General features: G+C 65.5%; 19 protein-coding genes. All 19 read right to left on the bottom strand.

Going from position 1 to position 26,322, the window contains the following annotated elements; genetic code table 11:
* Window positions 1-163: 163 nt before the first annotated feature.
* The 19 genes from OEX18_03405 to OEX18_03315 all read right to left on the bottom strand — a co-directional run bounded on the left by OEX18_03405 (window position 164) and on the right by OEX18_03315 (window position 26,299).
* Window positions 164-1,465, bottom strand: coding sequence for a hypothetical protein (locus OEX18_03405; GenBank protein MDH4336306.1), 1,302 nt, complete (start codon window positions 1,463-1,465; stop codon window positions 164-166).
* A gap of 27 nt (window positions 1,466-1,492) precedes the next feature.
* Window positions 1,493-3,796, bottom strand: coding sequence for a hypothetical protein (locus OEX18_03400; protein ID MDH4336305.1), 2,304 nt, complete (start codon window positions 3,794-3,796; stop codon window positions 1,493-1,495).
* A gap of 15 nt (window positions 3,797-3,811) precedes the next feature.
* Entirely contained in the window at window positions 3,812-5,641 is a 1,830-nt protein-coding gene (locus tag OEX18_03395) for a hypothetical protein (GenBank protein ID MDH4336304.1), read from the bottom strand.
* Window positions 5,642-6,002: 361 nt separating this feature from the next.
* Complete coding sequence (locus OEX18_03390; protein MDH4336303.1) at window positions 6,003-9,101, bottom strand: T9SS type A sorting domain-containing protein; 3,099 nt, start codon at window positions 9,099-9,101, stop codon at window positions 6,003-6,005.
* Window positions 9,102-9,529: 428 nt separating this feature from the next.
* Window positions 9,530-11,698 (bottom strand): glycine--tRNA ligase subunit beta, encoded by a 2,169-nt coding sequence (gene glyS, locus OEX18_03385; GenBank protein ID MDH4336302.1) that lies wholly within the window; start codon window positions 11,696-11,698, stop codon window positions 9,530-9,532.
* The gene (glyQ, locus tag OEX18_03380; GenBank protein MDH4336301.1) at window positions 11,695-12,645 is read right to left on the bottom strand and encodes a glycine--tRNA ligase subunit alpha; all 951 of its coding nucleotides are present in this window, start codon (window positions 12,643-12,645) and stop codon (window positions 11,695-11,697) included. The genes glyS and glyQ overlap by 4 nt, the downstream gene beginning before the upstream one ends.
* A 52-nt stretch (window positions 12,646-12,697) precedes the next feature.
* On the bottom strand, window positions 12,698-13,432 hold the full coding sequence (gene recO / locus OEX18_03375) for a DNA repair protein RecO (protein ID MDH4336300.1): 735 nt from the start codon (window positions 13,430-13,432) through the stop codon (window positions 12,698-12,700).
* A 31-nt stretch (window positions 13,433-13,463) separates the two neighbouring features.
* Window positions 13,464-14,813: a magnesium transporter gene (mgtE, locus tag OEX18_03370; GenBank protein MDH4336299.1), complete on the bottom strand. Its 1,350-nt coding sequence runs from the start codon at window positions 14,811-14,813 to the stop codon at window positions 13,464-13,466.
* Between the two features lie 69 nt (window positions 14,814-14,882).
* Window positions 14,883-16,127, bottom strand: coding sequence for a hemolysin family protein (locus tag OEX18_03365; protein ID MDH4336298.1), 1,245 nt, complete (start codon window positions 16,125-16,127; stop codon window positions 14,883-14,885).
* A 20-nt stretch (window positions 16,128-16,147) separates the two neighbouring features.
* The gene (ybeY, locus tag OEX18_03360) at window positions 16,148-16,606 is read right to left on the bottom strand and encodes an rRNA maturation RNase YbeY (GenBank protein ID MDH4336297.1); all 459 of its coding nucleotides are present in this window, start codon (window positions 16,604-16,606) and stop codon (window positions 16,148-16,150) included.
* On the bottom strand, window positions 16,581-18,851 hold the full coding sequence (locus OEX18_03355) for an HDIG domain-containing protein (protein MDH4336296.1): 2,271 nt from the start codon (window positions 18,849-18,851) through the stop codon (window positions 16,581-16,583). The genes ybeY and OEX18_03355 overlap by 26 nt, the downstream gene beginning before the upstream one ends.
* Entirely contained in the window at window positions 18,848-19,846 is a 999-nt protein-coding gene (locus OEX18_03350) for a PhoH family protein (protein ID MDH4336295.1), read from the bottom strand. The genes OEX18_03355 and OEX18_03350 overlap by 4 nt, the downstream gene beginning before the upstream one ends.
* A 197-nt stretch (window positions 19,847-20,043) precedes the next feature.
* The gene (locus OEX18_03345; GenBank protein ID MDH4336294.1) at window positions 20,044-20,730 is read right to left on the bottom strand and encodes a LysM peptidoglycan-binding domain-containing protein; all 687 of its coding nucleotides are present in this window, start codon (window positions 20,728-20,730) and stop codon (window positions 20,044-20,046) included.
* Window positions 20,730-21,089, bottom strand: a complete 360-nt coding sequence (locus OEX18_03340) for a hypothetical protein (GenBank protein ID MDH4336293.1) — start codon at window positions 21,087-21,089, stop codon at window positions 20,730-20,732. The genes OEX18_03345 and OEX18_03340 overlap by 1 nt, the downstream gene beginning before the upstream one ends.
* A gap of 225 nt (window positions 21,090-21,314) precedes the next feature.
* Window positions 21,315-23,108: an aspartate--tRNA ligase gene (gene aspS / locus OEX18_03335; protein MDH4336292.1), complete on the bottom strand. Its 1,794-nt coding sequence runs from the start codon at window positions 23,106-23,108 to the stop codon at window positions 21,315-21,317.
* On the bottom strand, window positions 23,105-24,376 hold the full coding sequence (gene hisS / locus OEX18_03330; GenBank protein ID MDH4336291.1) for a histidine--tRNA ligase: 1,272 nt from the start codon (window positions 24,374-24,376) through the stop codon (window positions 23,105-23,107). The genes aspS and hisS overlap by 4 nt, the downstream gene beginning before the upstream one ends.
* Window positions 24,373-24,801: a VanZ family protein gene (locus OEX18_03325; protein MDH4336290.1), complete on the bottom strand. Its 429-nt coding sequence runs from the start codon at window positions 24,799-24,801 to the stop codon at window positions 24,373-24,375. The genes hisS and OEX18_03325 overlap by 4 nt, the downstream gene beginning before the upstream one ends.
* Entirely contained in the window at window positions 24,798-25,256 is a 459-nt protein-coding gene (locus OEX18_03320; GenBank protein ID MDH4336289.1) for a PTS sugar transporter subunit IIA, read from the bottom strand. Before OEX18_03320 ends, OEX18_03325 begins: the two co-directional genes overlap by 4 nt.
* Before the next feature lie 95 nt (window positions 25,257-25,351).
* A complete protein-coding gene (locus tag OEX18_03315; protein ID MDH4336288.1) occupies window positions 25,352-26,299 on the bottom strand; it encodes a CdaR family protein in 948 nt (315 codons plus the stop codon).
* Window positions 26,300-26,322 lie beyond the last annotated feature (23 nt).

Here is a 26,322-nt window from a genome sequence, read left to right as displayed (position 1 = left end):
TGTTGCGGCTTGGCTACCCGGTGCGGCGCTCACGCGATGTTTTGGCGCCCCTCGCGCCACTCTAACAGAGGCGGGCGGGGGGCGTCAATTCCACGCCACAACGCACCGCGGCCGCCTCCGGGGGCGGCCGTGTGCACAAAAAGGAGCGGGCGCTAAACCCGGCTCAGCGAATCACGGCGATGCGTCCGTAGACATAGGCCCCGTTGGGTTTGTCCACGCGGTACAGGTAGACGCCCGAAGAGACATCCTGCGAGTTCTGGTTGGTCACGTCCCATTCGACGTTCCCGGTGGACGCGTCGTGGGTCGTCTCCCACACCAGGTCTCCGGCGACGGTGTAGACCCGGATGGTACAACTGGGCGGAACGTTGACGAACCGTATGACGTCGTCCGGGAAGTCGTGATAGTTCTCCGCGGTGAGCCGGCTGCTGCCGGATCGAAACGGATTTGGAACCGCGTACACGTCGTAGAGGTCGTTCTGCGCGTCCACCTGGATATCCAGCGGCACGAGCTCGTCCCTGCAGGGATAGGGCATACCTTCCGTGACCGGACAGTGGTCGGTCTTGACCAGCCCCTGCGTACTCGACCCGATGTTGTATCCGCGGTCGAACGAGGTGACCGCATACTGGTAGGTGAATCCGTTGGTGGCGTTGCAATCGAACCAGAACAACTGGTCCGGGTCGAGATCCTGGTCGATGCGCGTGCCCAGACAATCGACCGCGCCGAAGGGCGAGAACCAGGGCATCTGCTGACGCAGCACGGGGAGAATCATGTAGAAATACACCGAGTCGACGATGCTCCCGCCGGGAGAGAAGCCGTAGAACGCCTCTTCCTTGGATAACTCGCCGATGATCACCATGTCGCTGCCGTCGGGCTCGATACCGCGCCAGACGTGGAAGCCCTCGAAGTCCTCGACTCCCAGGGAGAAGCTCCCCTGCAGGTCGGCGCTGCCGGAGCCAAACGCCAGTTGGATGCCGAAGTCGACGGTCTGGCCGTCGTTCTGGTTCCGAAACGGGACGGGAAGGTAGGTACCGGGCACGTACGACGGGGTCAGCGTCAACGTACCGGACAGGAATTCTTCACGCCGGATCTCGTAGGAGATGCGCACCGAATCCACGCCCACCACACCCGCACGCGTGCAGCGGAACAGGATTGTTCGGTCCGTGTCGCCGCTATACGCTCCGGCCGCCACCGGCTGGGTGAGCTGGGCGGGCGGTGTGGTCACCGACCACCCGGAGACATCCGGCTGGTGAATAACCGCGGCGATGCTGTCGGGGCTCTCGCGCCAGGTCACCCACACCACGAAGTCCCGCGAGCCACGATCATATACGCTCCGCGCCACCACGTCGGTTGGAACCTGGAGAACAAGCGAGTCAGGCGCACTCGTCTGGGCGCGCACAGCCGTGACCGATCCAAGGGCGGCGATCGCAGCGATCACCGCCCGGACCGCGGAGCGGGATGGGGTCAAAGAACTTCCTCCTAGCATGGGAAGCGCCTAATTGGAAGCGGTAGTGGCCTTCCGGGGCAGCTTCCACTCATTGAACAAGATGTACTCGATTGCTGGCCTTACCTGGTCCGGGTTGAACATGACCGGCGAAAATCCAAACACCGCGCTGCGGGCGCCAATGGCGCCGGGCACGTCCGCCACCTTGTTCGCGTACGTGGACGTAAAGAACGCCACCGGCTGGTTGTAGGTGGGTTCGTTCACGTCGTTGCACCCGAGACCATAGATGGGCTGGAAGCAGCTCCGCGGCGAGGTGGGCACATACCTGCAGAAAGTCGCGAAGTACTGCGGGTTGTAGACCTCCACATCCAGGCCGCGCACGGCCGGATCGTGCCACTTTCCGGGGGCGGCGGTCTCCGGCCGCAGCTGCAGCAGCGGGAAGTTGGGATCAATGGGACGCGCCTCGCGCATGGTGTCGTCGCGCAGCGACCCGAACTGCGAGCGAATGGTAGATACCACGCGGCAGTAGTTATCCGCCTTGTTGCGCAGGCGCTGGTTGGTCATGTATGCCAGGTCGAGCGTCTCCAGGCACAGCTCCCGGTACGAGAAGTCGGTGCTGCCAGACGGATCGTCGATATCTGGCGTGCCCGTTTGCGGGTCCTCCAGCTCATACAGAAAGATGAACGGGAAACGCGGTGTGTTCTGCGAGCGCGGAATGACGTTCTGTACCGGCTGCTGACCCGCGATGAGAATGTGCCCACCCGCGGCCATGGTGAGCGCGATCAGGTTGGGCGTCACCTTTCCACTCGCGGTGGATGCGCCGCTGGACGAGCGATGCAGGATGTAGCGGTACAACTCCGGCAACTTGGTCGCCTCGCGCGTGGCCACGTCACCATACACGCTCCAGATGATCGACTTGTAATTCGCCAGCTTGGTGAGCGGGATGTTGCTGCCCAGCTGGGTGGCAACCATGTCGAGGGTCGGATCGAAGCCCAACACGTTGTCCATCATGCTAAGCCAGAACGCGTCGTGCTCGGCGTCGCTGGGAAGGATTCCCCTGCCCAGCGGGTTGGTCCAGCCCGCCTGCAGCACCTCGTTGTCGGCGGAGAAATCGTCCACCACCAGCACGTTGCGCTCCAGTGAAAACTGCACGATGTTGACCTTCACCTCGACGCGCGAGCAGTAGCCCGAGTTGTCGATGACCTCGGCCGTGAATACGTGCGTTCCAAAGAAGAACGAGCGCGCGGGTGTCTTCGCGGTAACCCGTCCCAGATCGTCGGTGATCACGAACGGCGTAAAATCCACTTCCCACTGCTCGGGATCGTCGAGATCGGTGATGTCCCAGCCGTAGCGGTACCCGGAAACCAGACCGCCGTAGGAATCGGCGGTGGCGGTGAGGCGGAAATCGAGCCCGACGCCAGCGGGAATGTCAAGAATCGTGGCAGGGGTGTTGCACACCGTGGTCGATACCGAACCCATGTAGATATTGGAACAGTAGAACAGGGGGCCCGTAGTGCGCGTGGACACGCGAACGCGCCGCGCGTTGTAACGCTCGTCCAGCACCGGCGTGATGGCACCGGCCTCATCCTTGGCCCGCACGGCGAGCATGTAGGTCCCGAAGTCCTGCGGTGACGTGGTCCATGACTTGCCGCTGTCGCCGGGGAGCTTGTAGTAGATCCAGTCCGACCAGTCGACCCTGGACGCCGGAGAGCGCAGGTAATCGAGCGTGGCAATGAAGTTCCCTCCGAATGGCGCCGTGCTCTTGAGCACGTACTGCACCGACTCCGGATCCTGCTTGCTGTTCAAATCGTCCACGTAGTCGGTGGCCCGCCAGCGAAAGGTCGCAATCGGCGGCACGTCGGCGGCGCTGCCGCCGCTGGCCTTGGGCACGTCGATGATCACTTCCGGCGACAGGGTGCGCGAGGTGAACGAGCGGTACGCATACTCTGACTTGAGTCCGCGCTCGTCGACGGCACGGATGAAGAAGGTGTGCGATCGCACGAACTCCGCGCTGAGCTTGGTCGTATTGGGGTTGACCAGGCTGTCGGCGGTAAAGGTGAAGGTGGAGTCGTTGGCGACGACCGTCAGCCACTCCCCGTTCTCGAGGTCCATCGGGTCGAACACACCCGTCTTGTTATCCGTTACCAGATACTGGTAGTAGCGAATTTCGCCGTCCGGATCCCAGCCACCCCAGTACAGCTTCACGGTGTACTTGCTGACCGAGCCCTCCGGAGGCGCCGCGGACAACCAGACCTGCGGGGGCTGGTTTTCGTAGGCTTCACCACCGCCGCTTTCGCTGCAGGCGGCAATCGCCACCACGGAAAGAAGCATGCAAAGAACGACGAGTTGCTTCATAGGTTCCAATCCCCCTCAACGCTCGAACTTCAGATAGAACTGGATCACCTTGCGGGGCGTCCATCGGCCGAGCGAGCTCGTATTGAACGAGTTGACGAGATTCTTGGTGCTGACGCCGGATCCAGCCGGCTGATCTGTGGGGACTTCATCCCAGAACACAAACTGCGCAAAATCGCCCGCGTTCGTCGCGAGGTCGCGCCCGTAGAGAACAATAGTAACCGTGTTGTTGAAATACCCGGGCTGGTTGGCGAACACGTCGTCGCCCTGCGGATCGTCGTAACGAACCGTGAGCTGGAAGACGTCGTTCATCACGTTGATCGCCGGACCCGGGAACCACGAGTTCCCCGCGCGCCCCAGCGGCCAGAAAGTGCCGGTGTTGGTTGCCGGATTGTAGTCGGTGTACACGTAGTATCGCCATGCGTTGACCGCCGAGCCCGGTGGATCCTTGGGGCTGTCGTGCCCGGTGCCGGACAGGGTCCAGCCCCAGCGTTTGACGTACTTCTGTGTGCCGGGATCGAACGTGTCGGCCTGCGCGTTGTAGGGCCAGCCGATTCCCTTGTAGAAATTCCAGGTAAGTGTGTCGACGGTGGCAATGTTCACCGGGTTGCCGAAATGGTCCACCAGGCCAGACGAGTCCAGCGTGGGGTCGAAGTTGCCGATAATACTGAAATAGGGCGGCGTCCCGTCGCCGCTTCCGTTCTCATCGATGGCGCGCGCGTACCACTGGTACTCGAGCGACCCGATGGCGACGCTGTTCGAGTCGGTGGCCGAGTTGGCGTCCGAATCGTGCTTCCCGTTTCGCGGCAACCACCCGCTGTCTTCGAAAGCGCCGGGGACACGGTCCGAGTTGCGGACGTACTTCACCTGAAAATCGATGCACTGGTCCGGGTCCGTCACCGAGCACACCTTGACATCCCGGCGGTCGTCCCAGGCGTTGTAACGATAGTTGACCCAGCTCCTGAACGGGACCGTATCCGGCTGGCCGTCGGTGAAGTTGATGGGCACCGTGGTGGGGACACCATTACGGAACCAGGTATTGAACACCTCGGTGATGCGGGTGTCGGGATCGAAGTTGACCACGACCTGGCAAACACCGCGGCGGAACTGGCCCGCGTCCACCTGAGACTCCGCATTGGCATCGTCGATACAGCGCGCCGCAAAACGGAAAACACCAGCCGGCAGCGCATCGACACCCGTGTTGGGGAAGGACCGCAAGGTATCGGAGAGATCCTCCGTCCATTCATTGGCGCCCGGCAGGATCACGTTGGAGTTGAGCGGAAAGAACTCGTACCCGCGCACGACGCCGTTCCCCGTTATGCCGTGGTAGCTGATCTGGAACGGCCGAAACATGCCCACGGTGTCCACCGGCGGTGACGCACTGGAATTGTAGTTGCGCGCGACGCCATCCACGTAGGTCACAAACCTCATCTCGGGCAGCCGGTCGATGGTTGCGATGAACTCGACCGCCGCCGGGAACGGGTCGATGACGCCGTTGTCGTCGATGGCCGCCACGTAGAATGCCTGGCGGTTCTTCCGCACGCCCACCCCGGCCACGTCCTTGTAGGCGGTGAATGAGTACACCGAGTCCGTGCGCAAGGTGACGTGGCCTTCCTGGTAGTCACGCAGGCGCGTGGCCGGATTCCAGCGCGTGGCGTCCGTGGCCAGGGTATCCCGGACCGTCCAGATGTACTGCTGGGTGACGCCGTCATTGTCGCGGCCACGCCAGTAGAGGTGCACGATGTACTCGTAGTCGGTGGAATCCGGCGGGGCGTACCACAACTCCGTGTCCGGTGGCTGGTTGGTATCCACCAGCGAGGGCTGGTTGCGGCGGCAGGATGCCGTCACGGCAACCACACAGAGCAGCAGTAAGACTAGACCCTGGACGTATGTCCTCATTCGAAGAACGGCTCCTTCGTGCGTGGGGCTATCTGGGTTGGGGACTTGGCGCTGAAGCGGTTGAAATATAATGGAATCCGCGAAATCGTGTCAAACCAAATCTCCGGCGGGAGACCACCCGCCCTGCCCCCGATACCCGTAGATGGAGTCGGACGGGGGGCCGGGATTACCCGATGTCGGACCCCCACCTGCCCCCTCTCCTCCCCCTCCGGGGGCGGACGGCGTCGGGAGGGGCAAAAAACACGGGGGCCGCATCTTTCGATGCGACCCCCGTGCGTAATTCCCACGAACTCGGGTTCGAAGAAACTCCTTACTTCAGAAGAACCATCTTCTTCGTCTGCGTGAAGTTGTTCGACACGAGCTTGTAGAAGTAGACACCGCTCGACACCGGCTGGCCGGCATCGTTGCGACCGTCCCACACCTTCGTGTGCGAACCCGCGGTGAACTGCTCGTCAGCAATCGTCCGCACCAGCTCGCCCGCGACGTTGTAGACCTTGAGGGTCACGAGACCGCGATCCTTGATGGAGAACGCGATCGTCGTCTGCGGGTTGAACGGGTTGGGATAGTTCTGCTGCAGGCTGTTCACCTTACCCGAGGCAACCGGGGTCGGCGCACTCGGCGTGTTCTGCAGGAAGGTGATGACGTCGTACATGAAGTCCGCGCGGTCCATGCGTCCATTGTTATCGTTGTCACGAATGTAAATGAAGCTGAATCCGCCGAAGACCACACGCGAGCTACCGACGATGTTGCTCACAACCGCGCCGTTGGTCGACGCGGGCGTGCCCGCACCGTAGGTCATCTGGTTGACGGTGGTACCCTGGGGCTCAATGACGTCGAAGTCATTGATCAGCGGGCAGCCGCCATAGAGGACCATGGTAGCGTCGCTCACGAACATACCGCCAGCGACCGCCGTGCCGATCGGGGAAATCCCGAAGCTCGGACGGTGGTTAGCCGACGTCAGGTTGAACGGCAGGTAGGTCGACTTGAATGCAATCGCGTCGACGCCGTTCGGATGAACGCTGGACTGGTACGTATCCAGCACCTGAGGAACATCGTCACCCGCGATGTACACGCCGCCGCTGGGCGACAGGTTCGCGAGGAACGAGTTGACGAGCTTGTAGTCGTTCGTCTTCTCGGGGGTCGTCGAGCCGTTGCCCAGACCCGTATCGAGGTCGCCGGTATCCCAGATGATCTTGCGATAGGTGGGAACCAGCTGCGCGATGTCCTTCACGCGTCCCGCGGGACGGTTGGAGACACCGGACGAAGGACCACGGACGTCGTAGCGGTCAATCTTCTCGAAGAGACCGAGAGACTGGAACGCGGTGTCAAAGTACGGCTGCGCACCGCGGCCGTCCATGCCATCCACGTACAGGATGTCGCCGCCATTGGCAACGCCACCCGCCGGCAGAACCGTGAACTCGGACGGCGCCGCTGCGGCCGCTTCGCGGTCGGAGGTCTGCGCACCGAGTGCGGATCCGTAGGCGTACGTCTCGAGAGCCGCACTGTTCACCGCTCCGTAGAAGAACGAAATGGTGTCGCCGGCCTCAAAAATGTTGTCGTTCAGATCGACACAGTAGATGTCGGGCTGAGCCACGTTGTTGACGATCGACGAGTCGAGCTGGACGATGTCCCAAACGTTGCCGCCGGCGTCCGTCCACGTGCCCCGGTAGGGGTAGCGGACCGGATCCGTCGTCAGGTTGGAACCCGTCTTCGCCGCCTGGCCGGTCGGCTGGACGTGCGCGTAGAGGTACACGGCTGCACGGCTGTTGTTCACGTCGAGGCCAAGACCGGCGACAGGGTCGGCGACCTTGACGACCGACGAGTCGCCAGGAACGTTGCTGTCATAGTTCGCGCCCGGGGTGATGTCGTTCGCCATGTCGGCGCCCGCCTTACCTATGGTGCGAACCTCGCCCGTGCCCTTGCGGGGGCCCGTGACGATCTCTTCGAACGTGTCGTTGAACTGATCGATGTCACGGATGGCCCACTGCGCACCCTGTGCGTCCACGCGGTACACCTTGAAGTTGTCGATCAGAGGAGCGTGGCTGTGGCATGCGCCCGAACCGACCGTACCGCACCACACGCCGCACATGTCCATGACACCCAGACGGATGTTCATCGACACGCCGGTCGTGAGGTTCAGGAGGTCGCCAACCGCCTGCAGGTTCTGCAACCAGTCCTTCTGACCACCATAGTACACGTAGTTCCGATCCTTCCAGCCGCTCGCGCAGCCGGTGTTGTCGGTGGTACGAACACCCCAGGTGTAGAAGATCAGGTTGTCCAGAGCCATGTCACGGTAGACCGCGAACTCGAGGTTCACGACCGAACCGGAACCGCCGAGGGCGATGTCCGGCGACCAGATGTCGTTGTTCAGATACTGGCCGTCGGCATTACCGAACGGAACTGCCTGCTGGAGCGGGAAGCCGCCGCAGCTGTAGTCATACACCGGCGCGCCCGGGTTGGACGCGTAGTCGATGGCTGCCCACAGGCAGAGGAGGTCCTTCGCGCACGGATCCTGCTGGAGCATCGACGCACCCGGGAACAGGGCCATGTACTGTCCGTAGCCCGCCGGGTTGCAGGTGATCCAGTCATTGGACTGGGTGGCGTTGACGGCTTCGCCTTCGAAGTCCTCAACCGCCAGACCCTCGGCACCCAGGTTGTCAACGACGACGGCGCCGTTGGTGTTCCAGAGGCCGTCCTCATCCGACCAGGCGCCGTCTGCCTCGAAGTGCAGACGAACCTTGACCGGACCGGTGGTCCCAATGTTGTAGGCACCGCCGAACGCGCCAGCCGCGATCAGGCCGTCCCACACGCCCGTGCCGCCGTCGATCACAGTCCAGCCGCTGGCGCCCGTGCAGTCGAGTGTGTACTCGAGCTCGGTCGCGTCGTAGCTGGGCTCCGAATCGAAGCGTGCAAGGAAGTTCACGTCGAGGATGCCGTCGCCGGAAACGGCGATGCATGCCTTGGTGCAAAAGGCCTGGTTCCAGGAGTTACCGTAACCCGGAAGGGCTGCGTAACCGCACAGGGGGCCCGTTGCAGCCGGACGCGCGCCGCACCAAAGCGACTTCGTGCCGGCCAGCGCCGAGTAGTTCACCGGGTTCATCCCGTTGAAGTCGTCGACGTGCCAGAAGTTGGCGCTCTGCGCGGTGGCGTCGACCTTGGTCCAGCCACCCTGGGTGCAGCTCGCGCCCACTTCGAAACGCTGCGAATAGAGCAGCGTGGTGTTCGCCGATGCGGACGTATTCAGACCATTCGGACCACTCATCGAGTTGTCCCAGGTCGGCGAAGTCGTCGACATCGTCGGCTCATAACTGTAGAGGGCCCCGGTGCCCGTACGCTTGGCGAACGCCGCCGACGCGACAAGCGTCACGCCCAGTGCGAGCACGAGAGTCCTACAGAAAACTTTCTTCATACGTATTCCCCCGTCGTTGCTGAGAAGGAATGTGAATACGCGAAACCCAATTTAAATGGTACTGCACGCTTCGCCGGGGCGCGGCGTCGCGGAACTCGGGGCGAGGGATTCACCGGTACTGAAACGACTCCCGCCTCACCTCTTTCGTCCGTCCAGGAACAGGTCTGTACTACCGTCGGTCGGTCAGGTGTCGGGTACTACACCAACGGCGGTCGGCGAACCTGGGCACCCGAAAAGGCGCGCCCGAAGAGATGAAGCCATGCAAGGGGTCGGGCGGTTTCCCACCCCGATATAACCCTATGCCCCTAGTCCACCGAAGAGGCTACCACACAGGACGATCTACTGTCAACGTGTATGTCGGGATTGGGTTTGTGGCCATTCGCGTGTATGGGTACCGGGCCCCGGGAGGGGACCCCCACCGGCACCGGTCACGCGGGGCTTCCCTGCTCCACGATGGCCTGGAAGTCGGCATAGCGTCCGAAGAGACTGTAGGTGACCGCCAGGAAGCCCAGGCGGGCCTCCCGGAGCGCGGGGTCGGGTGCATTCACGAGCACCTTGTCGAAGTAGCGGTCGATGGGATCTGCCAGTCCCGACAACGACTTGAGAACACTGGCCACGTCGCCGCGCTTCTCGGCCGGCTCCATGCGGTCCAGCGCCGCACGGACCGCGTCCAGGAGATCCGTCTCGGCCGGGTCCTCGAAGCGGGCGGCGTCGAACGCCCGCCCGCCTTCACCGGCAAGGTCCCGGCGGACGTCGTCCCACCCGGCGCCCAGCCGGCGGCGCTCTCTAGGGAGAATGTTGCCAACCCGCTTGACGCCGGTGACCAGCCGCTCGAACGCCGGATCACCGCGCAGCGCCGAGATGGCCCGCGCACGCTCGAGCGCCACCCCGGGCCGGGTCCATGACACCGGCAGCACGGCGGCGGCAACGTCGTAGGCCATCCCGTTGTCCTTCAGGAATGCCTCCACGCGACCGCGCACGAATTCCTGCAGCTCCGCGCCGGCGCGCTTGTCCTTCCAGCGTGCCTCCACCTCCTGGCGCGTCATGGTGGATGCGTATCCCGCGGCGGCGCGTTCGATGATCGTGTCCAGGCGGACACCGGGCATCTCCGCCGCCAGCCGCACCAGGCCGTTGCCGTTGCGGCGTAACCCGTAGGGATCCTGCGATCCGCTGGGTTTGAATCCGGCGAGAAAACATCCGATGAGCGTGTCGGCCCGGTCCGCGGCGGCGAGCAGGCGGCCCAGCGTACTCGCCGGCAACGCATCGCCGGCGGCCCGCGGCTGGTAGTGTTCGCGAATGCCGGCCGCAACCACGGCCGGCTCGCCGCAGGCGGTGGCGTAGTGCGCGCCGATCACACCCTGCAGCGCCGTGAATTCCTTGCCGTCGCGGATCATGGTACTGGCGAGGTCCGCCTTGGCGAGGCGCGCGCCCCGCGCGAGCACGTCTTCCGCCACGCGCTGCTTCGCTTCCAGCGTCGCGTTCATGACGCCGGCCACGTCCAGCAGGCGACGCCACTTCTCGCCCACCGTGCCCAGGCCCTCGATGAACACGATACGGTCGAGCTCGTCCGCCAGCGCTTCGATACCGCGCTTGAGGTCGTCCTGCCAGTAGAATCGCGCGTCGGCCAGACGCGCGCGCAGCACGCGCTCGTTGCCGAGCACAACGTCCTTCGGACCCTTCACCACACCGTCGGTGAATGTGATGAAGTTCGGCGACAGGGCGCCACGCCGGTCGGTCAGGGCGATGTAACGCTGGTGCGCGCGCATCGCGGTCACCACCACTTCCGCGGGCAGTTCGAGGAACGCGCGGTCGAACGAACCCACGAGCACGCGCGGGTCCTCCACCATGAAGGTGAGCTCGGTGAGAAGGTTCTCGTCCGGCACGATGCGCAGTCCCTTGCGCACCGCGGCCGCTTCCGCCAGCGCCGTGAGCCGCGCACGGCGCGTCTGCGGATCGAGGATCACCCCAAGCGACTTGAGGCGCGCGCCGTGGGCTTTCGCGTCCGCCAGCGAGCGGTGTTCGCCGCGCATCCATGGGCGCCCCCAGGTGACACGCCCGGAGCGCACGCCGGCGAAGGCCACCGGGACGACGGTACGTCCCAGGATCGCAACGATCCAGCGCACGGGGCGTGCGAAGCGCGCGCCGCTGGCCTCCCACTTCATGGCCTTGGGGAACCTGAGCCCCGCGATCAGCGCCGGCAACTCGCCGGCCAGCACCGCGGACGCCTTGCGCTGCGCGAGCTTCTTGCGAACGCCGAGATACTCGCCCTTCGGCGTCTCGATGCGCTCCAGCCGTTGCACGGGAACCCCCTGCGCGCGCGCGAAACCCTCCGCGGCCGGCGTGGGGGTTCCGTCGGGCAGGAACGCGCGCGCCACCGGCGGACCGGTGAGCACATCCTCGCCCGCGTCCTGGCGCGCGGCCAGGCCCCGCACCGTCAGCACCAGGCGGCGGGGCGTGGCCGCGGTGTAAATCTCCGTGTACGCAAGCCGGTTGCCCGCCAGCATCGCGCGCGCGTCGTCGGCGAGCTGCTGCGCGGCCGGCGGCAGATAGGACGCCGGGATGTTCTCCACACCGATCTCGAGCAGGAAGTCGTTCACGCGCGCCTCCGCTTCAGCGCGCGCTGCCCCGTCTGTTTGAGCAGCGGGAATCCCAGCGCCTCGCGCTTTTCGATGTACGCCAGTGCTGCACGGCGCGCCAGCGTGCGGATGCGGCCGATGTAGCCGGTGCGTTCGGTGACACTGATGGCGCCACGCGAATCCAGCAGATTGAATACGTGCGAGAGCTTCACCACATAGTCGTACGCGGGCAACACCAGCCCCGCCGCCAGCATGGCGGCAGCTTCGCGCTCGTACTCCTGGAAGATGCGGAAGTACATGTCGGTGTTGGCGTGTTCGAAATGGAAGGCCGAGAACTCCTGTTCCGCCTGCAGGTTCATCTCACCCCACGACACCCCCGGCGCCCACTCCACGTCGAGCACCGAGTCCACCTTCTGCAGGTAGAGACACAGCCGCAGCAGTCCGTAGGTGATCTCCGCGGTGATGGGCTCCAGCTCCAGCGAGCCCGCCTGCTGGAAATAGGTGAACTGCGTGATCTCCATCCCGTCCAGCCACACCTCCCAGCCCAGACCGGATGCGCCCAGCGTGGGCGCCTCCCAGTCGTCCTCCACCAGGCGGATGTCGTGGTGCGCCGGATCGATGCCGATGTAGCGCAGGCTCTCTATATAGAGCGTCAGCACGTTGTCCGGGGGCGGCTTGAGTACCACCTGGTACTGCAGGAACTGCTGCACGCGATTGGGATTCTCTCCATAGCGCCCGTCGCGCGGACGCTTGGAGGGTTCCACGTAACCCGCGCGCCAGGGTTCGGGCCCGAGCACGCGCAGAAACGTGGCCGGGTTGAGCGTGCCCGCGCCCACCTCGGAGTTGTAGGGCTGTACCAGGACGCACCCCTGGCGCGCCCAGAATTCATGAAGCCGCGTGATGATCTCCTGCTTGGTGGGAGCGGACGTTCGCCGCGGCGTCGCGCGTGATGCTGTGCGCGTGGTCAACGATGATCCTTTCGGGACTGCGGACGAGGGCGCCTCGCGCGCCGGTTCTCCGTCATATGAGGTTCAACGATCGAGGCAGGTGATATCCCTGAACGTGGTAAGTATAGGTCCAGTGTACCAACCGCCCCAACTCCTTTCTGGCGGCGCGCGAAACCTCGCGCGCGGCGATATCCGGGAACGGTTCCGACACGCAACCGGCCGCCACCGCAACCACCTCCGGCGTCAGTCTGACCGCATCCGGAAAGGCGCCACGGTGCTCCGCGCAGAAGCTCACCCCGTCGCGCGGACTGTAGCTCCCCTCCCCCGGGTCCGCCCCGCAGCGCACGCAGTTCATGGTGTCGGGCGAGACCCCCAGCGCGTCCAACAGCTTGATCTCGAAGGCTAGGAAGAGGAGCAGCGGGTCGCCGGAGCGCGGTACGGACAGAAACGCCGCCGCCGTGTCAACGATGGCCGCATCCAGGCTCGCGCCCGGCACGCACACCTGGTCGAGCAGTTCCAGCGCGGCGAGCCCGGCCGCCAGGTGCGGCAGCGACTCGCGCCCCGCACACGGCGACACGATCAGCGACACTTCCTTGAGGTAACGCGTCGCGAAGCCCTCGCGCTGGTAGAACAGCACTTCGATTTCGTTGCCGGGTTCGATGGCACCACGCGTGGGATGCCGCGGACCAATGGCGCCCTTGGCCAGGATGCGAATCTTGCCGCTTTCGCGTCCCAGGAACACGAACGACAGGCTGGTTTCCCCGCTGCGCGAGGTCGACAGAACGAGTCCACTGTCTTTTATGAGCATGGCCGCAGCCCGGGCTGGAATGAAAACCCGGTCAGTGGGTCCTAAGGTACGCGGTGGCGAGGGTCAGGTAAATCGCCATTCCGACGATGTCGTTGGAAACGGTGACAAAGGGGCCGGAGGCCAGCGCGGGGTCCACCCGCAACCGGTTCAGGAAGAGCGGGATGGCCGAGCCCATCACCGCCGCCACGAAAATCACCAGCAGCAGCGTCACCCACAGCAGGGCACCCAGGGCGGCGTCCTGGCGCCAGGCGTACACCAGGCCGAACAGAAGCGCCCCCAGCACCATCCCGTTCAAGAAGGCCACCTGGATCTCCTTGAACACGCGCTGCCCGGTCCGCTTGAGGTCGATCTGCCCCAGCGCGATCTCGCGCACCACCACCACCGCCGCCTGCACACCGATGTTGCCGGCGGTGGCGACGATGAGTGGAATGAAGAACACCAGCACCACGAAGGTGGCCAGCGAGGCTTCGTAGCGGCTCATCAGCACCGCGCCGATGACCTCGCCGAAGAACCCGATCAAGAGCCACGGCAGCCGGCTTCGCGAGACGAGCACGATGGAGGTCTCCCCCATTTCCTCGTCGGTGGTACCGGCGATGGCGGTGATGTCCTCGGTCGCCTCCTCCTCCATGACGTCGATGATGTCGTCCATGGTGATGCGGCCCACCAGCCGCCCCTCGACATCCACCACCGGCATGGTGAACTCGTCATACTTGGAGAAGAGCGCGGCCACCTGCTCCTGGTCCATGTCGACCGGCACGCTGGGCACGTTGCGCTCCATCACGTCGCGCACGCGCACCGAGGGCTCCCGCAGAACCAGGTCCATGATGGAGAGCACACCCACCAGTTCATCGCTCTCGCTCACCACGTAGACGCGCTGCGGGCTCTCCACCTCGTCGGCCACCCGGCGCACGAAGTCGATCGCGTCCTGGATGTTCGCGTCCTCGCGAACCCACACGCGCTCCACCTGCATGAGGCCACCGGCGGTCTCGGGGCCGAACTCGAGCAGCTCGTGGATCTCGTCGCGATCCTCGCTGGGCAGCAGCGCCTCCACGCGTTCGGTCTTCTCCGGGGGAAGCGTGGAGATGAGGTCCGCGGCATCGTCCGAGGGGAGTTCTCCCAGCAGTGCCACGACCTCGTGGTCGGTGAGGAGGTGGAGCAGGGCCTGGCCGGACTTGGAATCGAGCTCGGTGAGGACTTCCGCGGCTCGCTCGTTGTCCAGGCGCTTGAGGACGACGATCTGCTGGCCGACCTCGAGTTCATCGAGGATTTCGGCGATGTCAGCGGAATGCAGCGGATCGAGGAACTCGTCCAGTTCCTGCAGGCGGCCCGCTTCGATCAGGGCGCGGGCGTATTCGATATCCTGGATGCGATCCGGCTCCATGCTGCGGCATCCTAGGCGAGCACGTGCGCGGATGGCAAGCAGAGATCAGGCGGGGGGAGCGCGGAAGGATCAGTCGCCCTCCGCGGCGAGGCGCTCGTTCGACGACAACCCGCGCACCAGCACGCGCACGACCCGCTGGCGCTCCACCGACTGCACCTCGAACTCCACCTTGTCGTGCACCCAGCTGTCCCCTACGCGCGGTACCCGTCCGATCACGTGATAGAGCAACCCGCCCAGGGTGTCGGCCACGTCGTCCTGCAGGGAGAGATTGAGGATGTCGTTGAGTTCCTCGATGTGGATGCGCGCGCTCACCAACGCGCTGTCCCGGTCGAGCCGGCGGACGAGATCCTCCTCCGAGTCGAATTCGTCACGAATGTCGCCCACCAGCTCCTCAATGACGTCCTCGAGGGTCACGATGCCGGCGGTGCCGCCGTACTCGTCGACGACGATGGCGAGGTGCTGGCGGCGCACCTTGAACTCCGCGAGCAGTTCGGTGATGAGCTTGCTCTCCGGGACGAAGAAGGCATCGCGTGCCAGCACGCGGATGGAGAAATCCTCACCGGCCAGGACCTTGACCAGCAGGTCCTGGGTATGCAACGTGCCGATGACATGGTCGATGGAACGCTCGTACACCGGTATGCGCGAGTGCCCCGCCTCCATGATGGCGGCGAGCGCCTCCTCGCGATCCATGGCCACGTCGACCGCGATGATGTCGATGCGCGGCACCATCACGTCACGCGCGCGTGTTTCGCCGAAGTCGGCGATGCTGGACATGATGCGGCGCTCTTCCTCCTCTGCGGGACCTCCCTCACCGTCACCGATCAGGTCGATCTTGTCGGCCAGCGGAATCACGTCGAAGGCGAACAGCCGGGGCAGGGCGGGAGAAGCACGCGACAGCAGGCGGCACGCCATCAGCGCCGCGGGACGCAGGGTGTAGACGGTGGGGACCGCAACCGGGCGCACGATGCTCAGCAGGGTCATGGCGCCTTCCAGGGCCAGCGCGCGGGCCGCAAAGGCGGGCAGCAGGACGGACGCCGCCGCGAACACGCCCGAACCCACCGGGCCGGCTTCGTGCACCAGGGCGATCGCTGAAATCACCACGAAGAGGATGGACAACGATCGCGCCAACCCCAGGGCCACCCCGGTGGTCACCGGGTCATCGGTGGCCCGCGCCACCAGCCAGTCGGGCTTGCTGTCCTCCGCGCTCTCCACCCCGTGCAGCGAGAGCACCCCCAGCGCCGTCAGCGCGGCACTGTACGCCGCCAGCAGCCCCAGGGACAGGACGTAAACAACGACTGCAATGCCACTGCTCATCGGTGACGAATCGCTTCCAATCAGAAGAGTTCGCGGACGGTGTCCGCCGGAAGGAGACGCTTGAGGATGGTTCGCTCGCGGCGCTCCATGCGCGCGGCATCGGCGTCCGACTCGTGGTCATAGCCAATCACGTGCAACATACCATGCACCACCAGGCGCAGGGCCAGGTCGGGCACGGCCACACCGAGGCGCTTCGCGTCGCGCGCCAGCGTCTCGTGCGAGAAGAACACGTCACCCACGGTGGCATCGGCCGTATCAACACCGTCGTCGAGGTAGGAGAACGAGAGCACGTCGGTTGGCTTGTCCTTTCCGCGATAACGCCGGTTGAGGCGGCGGATTTCACGGTCGTCCACCATGACGATGTTGACCGCTCCCTGCGCTGGCTTGAGCAACGCGGCCGCCGTGGCCACGCGCTCCGACCACGCGCCGTCGAACCAGCGCGGGCGCGCCCGGCTAGCCCGATTCAGCGACGCTTTCACCGGCCGCCTTCCAGTCCTCGGGCGCGAGCGTCTTGTCCTGCCCCGGATACGCGATGCGCTTGTTGTAGATGGTGGTGAGCATGGCCACCAGCTTCTCCTTGATCACGTTGAGTTCGTGCAGGGTGATGCCGCTCTCATCCAGTTCACCCTCCTGCGCGCGCGCGTCCACCAGCCGCGTCACCATGGCACGAATCTGTGTCGGGGTGGGATCGTCGAGAGAACGCACCGCCGCTTCCACCGTGTCCGCGCACATCAGGATGGCCGCCTCGCGCGTACGCGGGCGCGGCCCCGGATAGCGGAAGTCGTCACGGTTGACGCTCGCGTGCGAGTCGGTTTCCAGCGCCTTCTGGTAGAAGAAGGCCATCACCGTCGTGCCGTGGTGCTCGCGGATGCCGTCCACGATGGTTTCGGGGAGCTTCTCCTGCCGGGCCAGCTCCACGCCGTCCTTGACGTGCGAAACCAGGATGATGGCGCTCATCTGCGGCGTGATCTTCTCGTGCTTGTTGAAACCAGATTCCTGATTCTCCGCAAAATACTCCGGCTTGAAAACCTTGCCGATGTCGTGGTAGTACGCCATCACCCGCGCGCGCAACGGGTCGGCACCGATGGCGCTCGCAATGGTATCGACCAGGTTGCCCAGCAGCATGGAGTGGTGGTACGTGCCCGCCGCTTCGATGCTGAGTCGCTTCAGGATGGGCTTGTTGAGATCGGTGAGTTCCAGCAGCGTGAATCGCGACGTTCGATTGAACGCCTGCTCGAACACCGGCAGCAGGAACACGGTGGCCGCCCCGGTCACGAAGCCATTGACGCCGCCCCACATCACGTGTGTTCCCACGGCGCGAAGGCTGGAAGCATTGCCCAGATCGACGGCCACGATGCCCACCAGGTAGGCGGCCGCCACCAACCCGAACACCGAGTAGCCGCGGCTGCGCGCTCGCATTCGCTCGATGCCCGCAACACCGGCGACGCCGGCCAGCCAGGAAACGAAGGTCGGGCCCACCTCGATGGGTGCAGCCAGGGGCAGGAACGCCGCCGCGAACGCTCCCGCAATGAGGCCGAGCCGGTAGTCGAACAGTGCTGCAAGCATCACCGAGACGAATGCCACCGGCGCCAGGTAGATGCTCCAGCCCAGCCGAACCACCAGTCCCACCACCACGGCGTGGATCAGCATCACCACGAACACCGCGGAGAGGCTGCTCAGATCCTCCCACACGTGCCGCTGAAACACGAGCAGGTACACGCCCAGCATCCCGCAGAACAGCATCAGGCGCAGCGCCACCCCGGCGTAGGCGCGTGCCACACGCCACGGCGTGTGGTCGGCGCTCTGCGCCAGCCTCGCCTCCTCCAGCGCGCGCAGCGCGGTTTCCTGCTCATTGCTGACGCGCTCGTTGCGCGACACGAGGCGCTCACCCTTGACCACATCGAAATGATCCTTCACCGCCGCGGATGCGGCTTCGCGCCGGCGGGTGGTTTCGTCGGCATCGAAGGACAGGCTGGGCAGCGCATGCCCGCGAACCAGGTCGTGGAAGAGTTGCGCGCGGGCGCGATCGTCTCCGAATCGCGCCGTCGCCTCGGCGCGCACCACCTCGTCGACCCGGGTGGGATCGACCAGCGAAGACACGGGGCGTTTCTGTTCACCGCCGTCGTCGACGACCACAATCTCCTTGTAGGTGTTGCGCCGCAACACCGCGGCGTTGTCGATCAGGCCGCGCGCGGTGAGTTCCCGGTGATAATCGCGCGCCGCGGCTCGCAGGGCCGGGAAACGATCCGGCCGCAGTGCGTCGCGCAAGACCTCGCGCGATACGCCGGGCAGCCACTGCGAGGCGCGCGATATGCGCTCGTCCTCGGAGACGTCCCGGTCGCCGACAATGGCGGCGACGGAATCCAGCAGCGCGCCCAGATCGCGCGACAGGTCGCGCTCCACCTGCCGGTCGCGCCGAAACACCGGCGATACGGAAATCGACGCGCGCGCCCGCGCCACGCGCATCTCGTCGCCGGAGAGGGGCACGCGGAACGAATACGGGGCCACGATCTCGTGCGTCGCCACCTCGCCGGCGCGATACGCGGGATCAACGCGCTCGCGGACCGGCGGCAGCAACGCAATGACCACCACCGTGAACACGACGCCCAGCGCAATGCGCGGGGCCGCACGCCTCAGGGACGGCCGCGTTCGGCCGCGGCGCTCGGCGCGCGCGGGGTGTCTGCCGCTGCGTGGCAGCAGGCCGTTGAGACCGGGTCGCTTCATCGTTGGGGCTCCTCGCCGCCCTCCTGCCGCTCGTGTGCGTCGAAGGCGTTGATGATGCGCTGCACGAGCCGGTGACGGACCACGTCGTCCTGGGTCAGGTGCACGAACGCAATCCCGTCCACGTCCTTGAGGATGCGCTGGGCGGCCAGCAGGCCGGAACGCGATGGCGGATCCAGGTCAATCTGGGTGATGTCACCGTTGACCACCGCCTTGGCGTTTCGGCCCAGCCGGGTCAGGAACATCTTCATCTGCATCTCGGTGGTATTCTGCGCTTCGTCGAGGATGACGTAGGCATCGTTGAGCGTGCGCCCGCGCATGTAGGCGAGCGGCGCAATCTCGATGGTCCCGTTCTCCATCAGTTTCCCCGTGCGGTCGTGCCCCAGCATTTCACCCAGGGCGTCGACCACCGGCCGCACGTAGGGGTCCAGTTTGGCCTGGAAGTCGCCCGGAAGGAATCCGAGGCTCTCGCCGGCTTCGACCACGGGGCGCACCAGGAATACGCGTTCGATGGCGCCGACGCGAAGCGCGGCCACCGCCGCAGCCACGGCGAGATAGGTCTTGCCGGTGCCGGCGGGTCCAATTCCGAACACGACGTCGTAGCCGCGAATGGCATCGAGATAGCGCTTCTGTCCCGGCGTGCGCGGGGTAATGGTTGCGCCGCGCCGGGTCGACACCACCACGTCGCGATCCAGCCCGTTGAATTCCGCAACCGGAGACGCTTCCGCACCGCCACCCCCGTTGCCACGGGTCAGAATATAGTTGAAGTCCTGCTCGGAGAGGGCACGCCCGCCGCGGGCGATGTCGATGATCTCACGGAAGAACGCGGTGAGCCGGTCTATCTGATCCCCGGTGCCATTGAGGATGATATCGTCGCCGCGAACGACGACGCTGCCCGGGTAGTGGCGATCGACGATTGATAGATGGGTGTCTGCGGCTCCGAAAAGCTTGAGAGGGTCGACGCCGCTGAACGACAGCACCCTCTTTTTGGTCTTCAACCTGAACGCACCTCCCTGTGGACCCGCGGCGAACCTACGACATCCGGCGGTGGGGCCGAAACCAAAACCGTCGGCGCCGTCGCCCGGGTCCCGGCCCCACACGCACCCCTGCGGGTGCGGTCAGCTTCGGTCCATGGCTCCCGCTCGGAGAACGTGTATCTCAAAATATAGGCCAGCCGGGAGGGTGGAGCCAAGGACTAGCGGGGGATCACGAGGAGGATATCAGGCTCTAACTCGTTGGGATCACGCACCTTATCCTTATTTGCCTCGAAAAGGCGGACCCATTCCGCCGGATCGCCATAGACCTCCCAGTAACCCGCTATGATTTCGAGGGTTTCGTAGGGTGCCACGCGGTGTTGCGTGGGCAGATCCCGCGGGATGGCGAGGGTCGTATCGGGGTAGATCCAGACCGGGTCCTCGATCTTGTCCAGGTTGGCCCGGTAGATTCGTGGCCACTTGGTCCAGTCCGCGTAGACCTCGTCCTTCTCGGCGATGATGGACAGGCAGTCGCCGGCAACCACCTTGTACTGGCGGGGCAGCGCCTCGTACTGCGCGACCTGCGCGGAGAGCGTGCGGATGTCGGACTCGACGCGCAGGATTTCCTTCTCCACCGGCGTGATCTGGTTGCGCAGCGAGTCGATGCGCTTCTTGGTGGCGGCGAGATCCTCCTGCTTGTCATCGAGCGACGCCTGCATCTGGTTGCGCTTCGTTTCGAGCGCGTCACAGTACGCCGCCTTCTCCTTGTTGGAGAGCGCGGCGAACTCGTCCTCGCCGTAATACTCGCCCTGATCGATATCGATGGTCCGGCCCTTGGTGCGGCTGCAGCCCACGGAACCCGCGGCGATAATCACTCCGAAGAGAACTACCAGAACGTTGCGTACCACTACGACGACTCCTTCTTGCCGCCGGTTGCATCCCCGGACGTCGGCGCCGGCTTGCTGGTGTCGGCCTTCTTCTTCTCGATGCGGCCACTGCCGCGCTTGAGCAGTTCCAGCCGGGCGCGCAGCTCGGCGGGTTTGTCCTTCTTGGAGTTCAGGTCTGCCTGCTTGGCGGCCAGATCGTCGGCGAGCTGTTGCTCACGCTCGTGCACACCGTCGAGGTCCTTGTCGATGACCCCGATGTCCTCACGGAGTTCCTCGATCTCGATCGGGGACACGCTGCACGTCTCCACCTTGGAGCAACCTGTCGACACAACCGCGGCGCACGCAGCCCCTGCGAGCCACGCGCGAATAGCCTTTCGCACGACCTGACTCCTTTCAAATGTGGGGGTTAGAAGAAAATGACCCCGATACCCTAACAACCGCGCAGGGCACTGTCAAGAGTCCAACTGCGTGGTGCTACTCGGTGGCGGGCACGGGGCGGGTTTCGCGGACACGGGGTCTCGGGCGCCCCACCGGGCGCCTCGCCCCCCGGCGCGCGGCCTCCGCGACGGTCCGCAAGCCCACCGCTTGCCCCGCCCGGGTTCCGGTCACTCCTTCGGGGGGACGACGCGGATGTGGAGGTCGCGCAGCTGGTCCGGTTCCACCGGCGAGGGCGCGTCGTCCATCAGCGACGTTGCCTTTTGCGTCTTCGGGAACGCGATGACGTCGCGGATCGAGGGAGCACCCACCATGGTCATGATCAGCCGGTCCACGCCCGGCGCGATACCACCGTGCGGGGGCGCGCCGTACTCGAGCGCGTCGAGCAGGAACCCGAAGCGCCGCGCGGCGTCCTCCTTCGTGATTCCCGTCACCGCCATCACGCGTTCCTGCAGGTCACGGTTGTGGATGCGGATGCTGCCCGAGGCCAGTTCCATGCCGTTGCATACCAGGTCGTAGAGATGCGCGCGCACGCGCAGTGGATCCGATTCCAGATACTGAATGTCTTCCTCGAACGGCATCGAGAACAGGTGGTGACACGGGACATAGCCGCCGGTCTCCTCGTTACGCTCGAAGAGCGGAAACTCGTTGACCCAGACAAACTCGTAGCCCTCGCGCGCGTCCAGCCCCAACCGGCGCCCGACGTCGATGCGCAGCTTACCGAGAATGACATTGATGTCGGGCGTCTTCCCCACCAGTGCGAGCAGCAGGTCGCCGTCCGCCATGCCACACCCATCGATGATGCGCGTTTCGATGGCCTCCCCCAGGAACCTGGCCGCGACACCCGCGAGTCGCGCGCCGTTGCGGCGCAGACTCAAGAGCCCGCCCGCACCCGCCGCCTTCGCGATTGCTTCCAGTTCGTCGACGTCGCGCTTGACCAGGCGCGTACCGTCCTTGACCACGAAGCCGCGCACCTCGCCGCCCCCCTCCAGCGCCGAGCGGATGACGCGGAACTCCGTGCCCGCGAAGAAATCGCCCAGCGCGCGGATCTCCATACCCAGCCGCAGGTCGGGCTTGTCGATGCCGTAGGTCGCGATTGCGTCGCGGTACGGCATCACGCGAAACGGCGTCGCAATCTCCGCACCCACACCCGCGCGGAACACCTCCGCCATGAGGGGTTCGACGAGTTCGAAGACGTCCTTCTCTTCGACGAAGCTCATCTCCATGTCGATCTGGGTGTGCTCGGGCTGGCGATCCGCGCGCAAATCCTCGTCGCGCAGGCAGCGTGCAATCTGGAAGTAGCGGTCGAAGCCCGCCACCATCAGGATCTGCTTGTAGAGCTGCGGGCTCTGCGGCAGCGCGTAGAAACTCCCCGGGTGCAGGCGGCTGGGAACGAGGTAGTCGCGCGCACCCTCCGGGGTGGCGCGCACCAGCATGGGGGTTTCGATCTCCAGAAATTCGCGCTTGGAGAGAAAATTGCGAATGGCGAGCAGCACGCGATGGCGCGTCTCGATGTTTTCCTTGAGCGGGCGGCGGCGCAGATCGAGGTAGCGATACTTGAGGCGCAGTTCCTCGCTGGCCTTGACCTCATCGGCGATGTTGAACGGAATCACTTCCGAGCGGTTCAGCACCACCAATCGCGACAATGCCACCTCGATGGCTCCCGCCGGCGAGTCATCGCGCACCATCTCCCGGGGACGCGCGCGCACCGTCCCCTCCACCGCGATCACGTCCTCCATGCGCAGCCCCGCGCTGATCCCGGCCAGATCGCCCGCGCCGGCGTCGTCCACCACCAGCTGCACGCGTCCATAGCGGTCGCGCAGGTCGATGAAGCGCAGCCCGCCCAGGTCGCGCACGCGCGCCACCCATCCCATGAGTCGCACGCCGCTACCGGTCAGCGACGCATTCACATCGCCGCAACGGTGTGAACGTGCGAACGGAAGCCAGTAACCCGTGGTACTCACCCTTGTTCTCCTTCGGCCACGCCCGCGCGCCTCGCAAACGCCGCCAGTTCCTTCTCGTCCACCATGGTTTCCGTCTTGTGCCTGAAGTCGTGCCACCCGATCTGGCCGGGCTGGGACGCATCCACCACCGCCGCGACGCGCGCGCCGCTCTTCATCGCCGCCTCGATCTGCTTCTTGCGCGAGCGGCCGGAGAGATCCACCTGCGCGCCGCCCAGCGCGCGCAGCACCCGCGCCACCGCGAGACCACGCGCGCCCGCATCCTCACCCACGCACACGACGTAGAAACCAACCCGGGCCCCGGCATCCGCCGCCTGGGCCTTCGCCTCCGGCAGCGCAGCCACCACGCGCTCCAGGCCCACGCTGAAGCCGGTGGCGGGGGTGTCCGGTCCGCCGCAGTCACGGATGAGGTTGTCGTAGCGGCCACCGCCGCACAGCGCGCTCTGCGCACCGTGCACGCCGTGGTAGACCTCGAACACGGTGCGCGTGTAATAGTCGAGGCCGCGCACCAGGTACGCGTCGGCCTGGAACGGGACCGCCACCGCGTTCAGTGCCTCGCGCACGCGCGCAAAGTGCGCCGCGTCTTCTTCGACCAGGTATTCGGAGATCAGCGGCAGGCGCCGTTTGAGCTTCTCTCCGTATTCCTTCGAGTCGAAAATGCGCAACGGATTGGCGCCGTAACGTTCCAGCGACTCGGGGTCGATCTCATTGGAGAGTGAACGAATGGCATCGAGCAGCACGTCGCGGTAACGTGTGCGCGACTTCTCCGTTCCAACCGAGTTGACGCGAACATCCAGGCCGTCGAAACCGAGTTCACCCAGCACTTCGAACACCAGCTGGATGATCTCCGCGTCCAGTGCGGGACTGTCGCTGCCGATGGCCTCCGCGCCCACCTGGTGAAACTGGCGGTAGCGCCCCGCCTGGGGACGATCGTAGCGAAACATGGGTCCCGCGTACCACAGCCGCTGCACCCCGCCCCAGCGGTGCATGCCGTTCTCCAGATAGGCACGGATCACCGAGGCCGTGTTCTCCGGGCGCAGCGTCAGGCTGCGGCCGCCACGATCGGTGAAGGTGTACATCTCCTTGGTGACGATGTCGGACTGCTCTCCGACCGCGCGCACGAACAGATCCGTGCTCTCGAAGATCGGCGTGCGGATGCCGCGGTAGCCGAAACGGTCGAACGCACGTTCGAACGCGGACTCAACCGCCCGCCAGCGCCCGAACTCGAGCGGCGTAATATCGTGCGTGCCCCGCGGGCGCGTGTACTTCATGCCGCTTCACCCTCCGTCCGGCTGCCGCGGCGGTGCAGCGCAAGCATGGTAGCCGCACCCACCGTCAGGCCGCAGACATCCGCGATCCAGTCGACGGGGTCACGCTGCCGCCCCGGCACCGTGCCCTGAAACATCTCATCGGCGGCGGCAATGCTGGCGCCGATCGCCACCACCAGCAACAGCGCTATCACCAGCGGCCGCAGCCCGCGACCCGCGACCAGGCGGGCAAGCAGCACACCCAGGATCGCGTACTCGGCGCCGTGCGCCAGCTTGTCCTTCATGTCGAATTCGGGGCCCGGCGCGTGCAGATACGGCCGCGAGGAGACAAAGAAGATGAGTCCCACGTACGCCGCCGCCAGCGCGGCCCACACCCGGGAGGCCAGGCGCAGCTCTGCCGGGGCCGGGTCACGGCGCTCGCCGTTCACCGGTCACCAAAACGCCTGAAAACGTTGAGCACGTCGCCCGCAGCCGCCGCGCGACGCAGTTCGTCGCGAAAGTCCGCGTTGCCAAGCAGCCGGGATATGCGGGCCAGGATGCGAATGTGTTCGCGGCGCCTTTCGCGCGGGCCGAGAACGACAAAGATGAGATCGACCACCAGACCATCGGTCGCTCCAAAATCGACACCGGGCCGGGTCCGGTAGAATCCCGCCACCAGGCGGTCGACGCCGGCGGTGTACGCGTGCGGTATCGCCACCCCGTGCCCCACACCGGTGGTCATCACCTGCTCGCGCGCAATCACATCGTGCAGAGCCGTTTGCGCGTCGGCCAGGAAGCCCTTTGCGTCCAGATCGGCCACGATGGCGGTGAGCGCCGCGTCCCGGTCCGTGGCGGGCAGGTCGGTGACGACGGTTTCGGGCACGAATAACTCGGTAAGTCGCATGATGACAGGGGGCCGCCGGTTGCTGGGGTCGGGGATCAGGCGCCCTACGATACGGGGGGCGCTCGCCGGGTGTCAAGCGCGGACGGCGGGCGCGATCATGGCTCGACGGGGACCACGGGAACCACGCGCACCTCGAAGCTGTCCGCACTGATCGCGGCAAGCCGCACGCCCGGCGGCAGGATGACCTCCGCCGCGATGCGATGGATGGCGGGCGCGCCCCCCGCCACGGTAAGGAGCACGGACACGTCACCCGACGACAGCGTGTCGAGCACCGCCATCGGCCCCTGCAGGGTCAGCGAAACCATGCTCGGGTCCACCGCTGCCTCCACGTCGTCCGAATCGAGCAACACGGTGGGCGGCACGTTGGGTAGCACGCGCTCGCCACGCGGACTCACCCGGAACGACACCGTGACCCGGTCCGGATCGCACACCAGCCGTGCGTCGGCGCAGTCCAGATTCACGTCGCGCGTTCCCGAGTCGCGCACCCGCGACAGGTCCACCGGCTCGGTGGTCACGTGCTGAATGCGATCCACCCGCGACGACGGACCGCGCACGGTGATCCAGGCCGGTTCGATTACCACCCCACCCTCCAGCAATACGAGGTTGGCCGGGAGTGCGCCGACGGTGGCCAGCGAGACCTGCAGCCGGCGGCTCGCAACCGGTTCGAGATCGACCTCGAGCACCGAGGGTGCGATTACCTGTACGCGGCCGGGATCGATCCCGCCGATTCCGCCCACGTCGTTCCCCGTCAGCGGCACCCGTTGGCGGCCCGGTCCGAGCCCCGACAGGTCCACGCCCACCACCAGCCGCTGAAAACCCAGCGCAACCATCTGTCTTCGGGTGGCGGAAATGCGCACATTGGCCGACGCGGGAACACTCGACGACAGCGCCAGCGAGTCGGAGACACCGTCCACCACCAGCGACGCGCTGCGCACGCTGATCACCTCTTCCTGGCCGCTGGCGTTGAACCAGACCAGTATGGCGACGACCAGCGCGAGAACTTTCGCGCCGAGGTTGTGTGTGATTATGCGCGCGACGTTCATGGTTGCCGCGTGGTCCGGAGACC

The sequence above is a fragment of the Candidatus Krumholzibacteriia bacterium genome (genome assembly GCA_029865265.1).
Lineage (GTDB): Bacteria > Krumholzibacteriota > Krumholzibacteriia > WVZY01 > JAKEHA01 > JAKEHA01.
The sequence above is the reverse complement of the archived record's forward strand: the minus strand, read 5'-3'. Positions and strand labels throughout refer to the sequence as shown.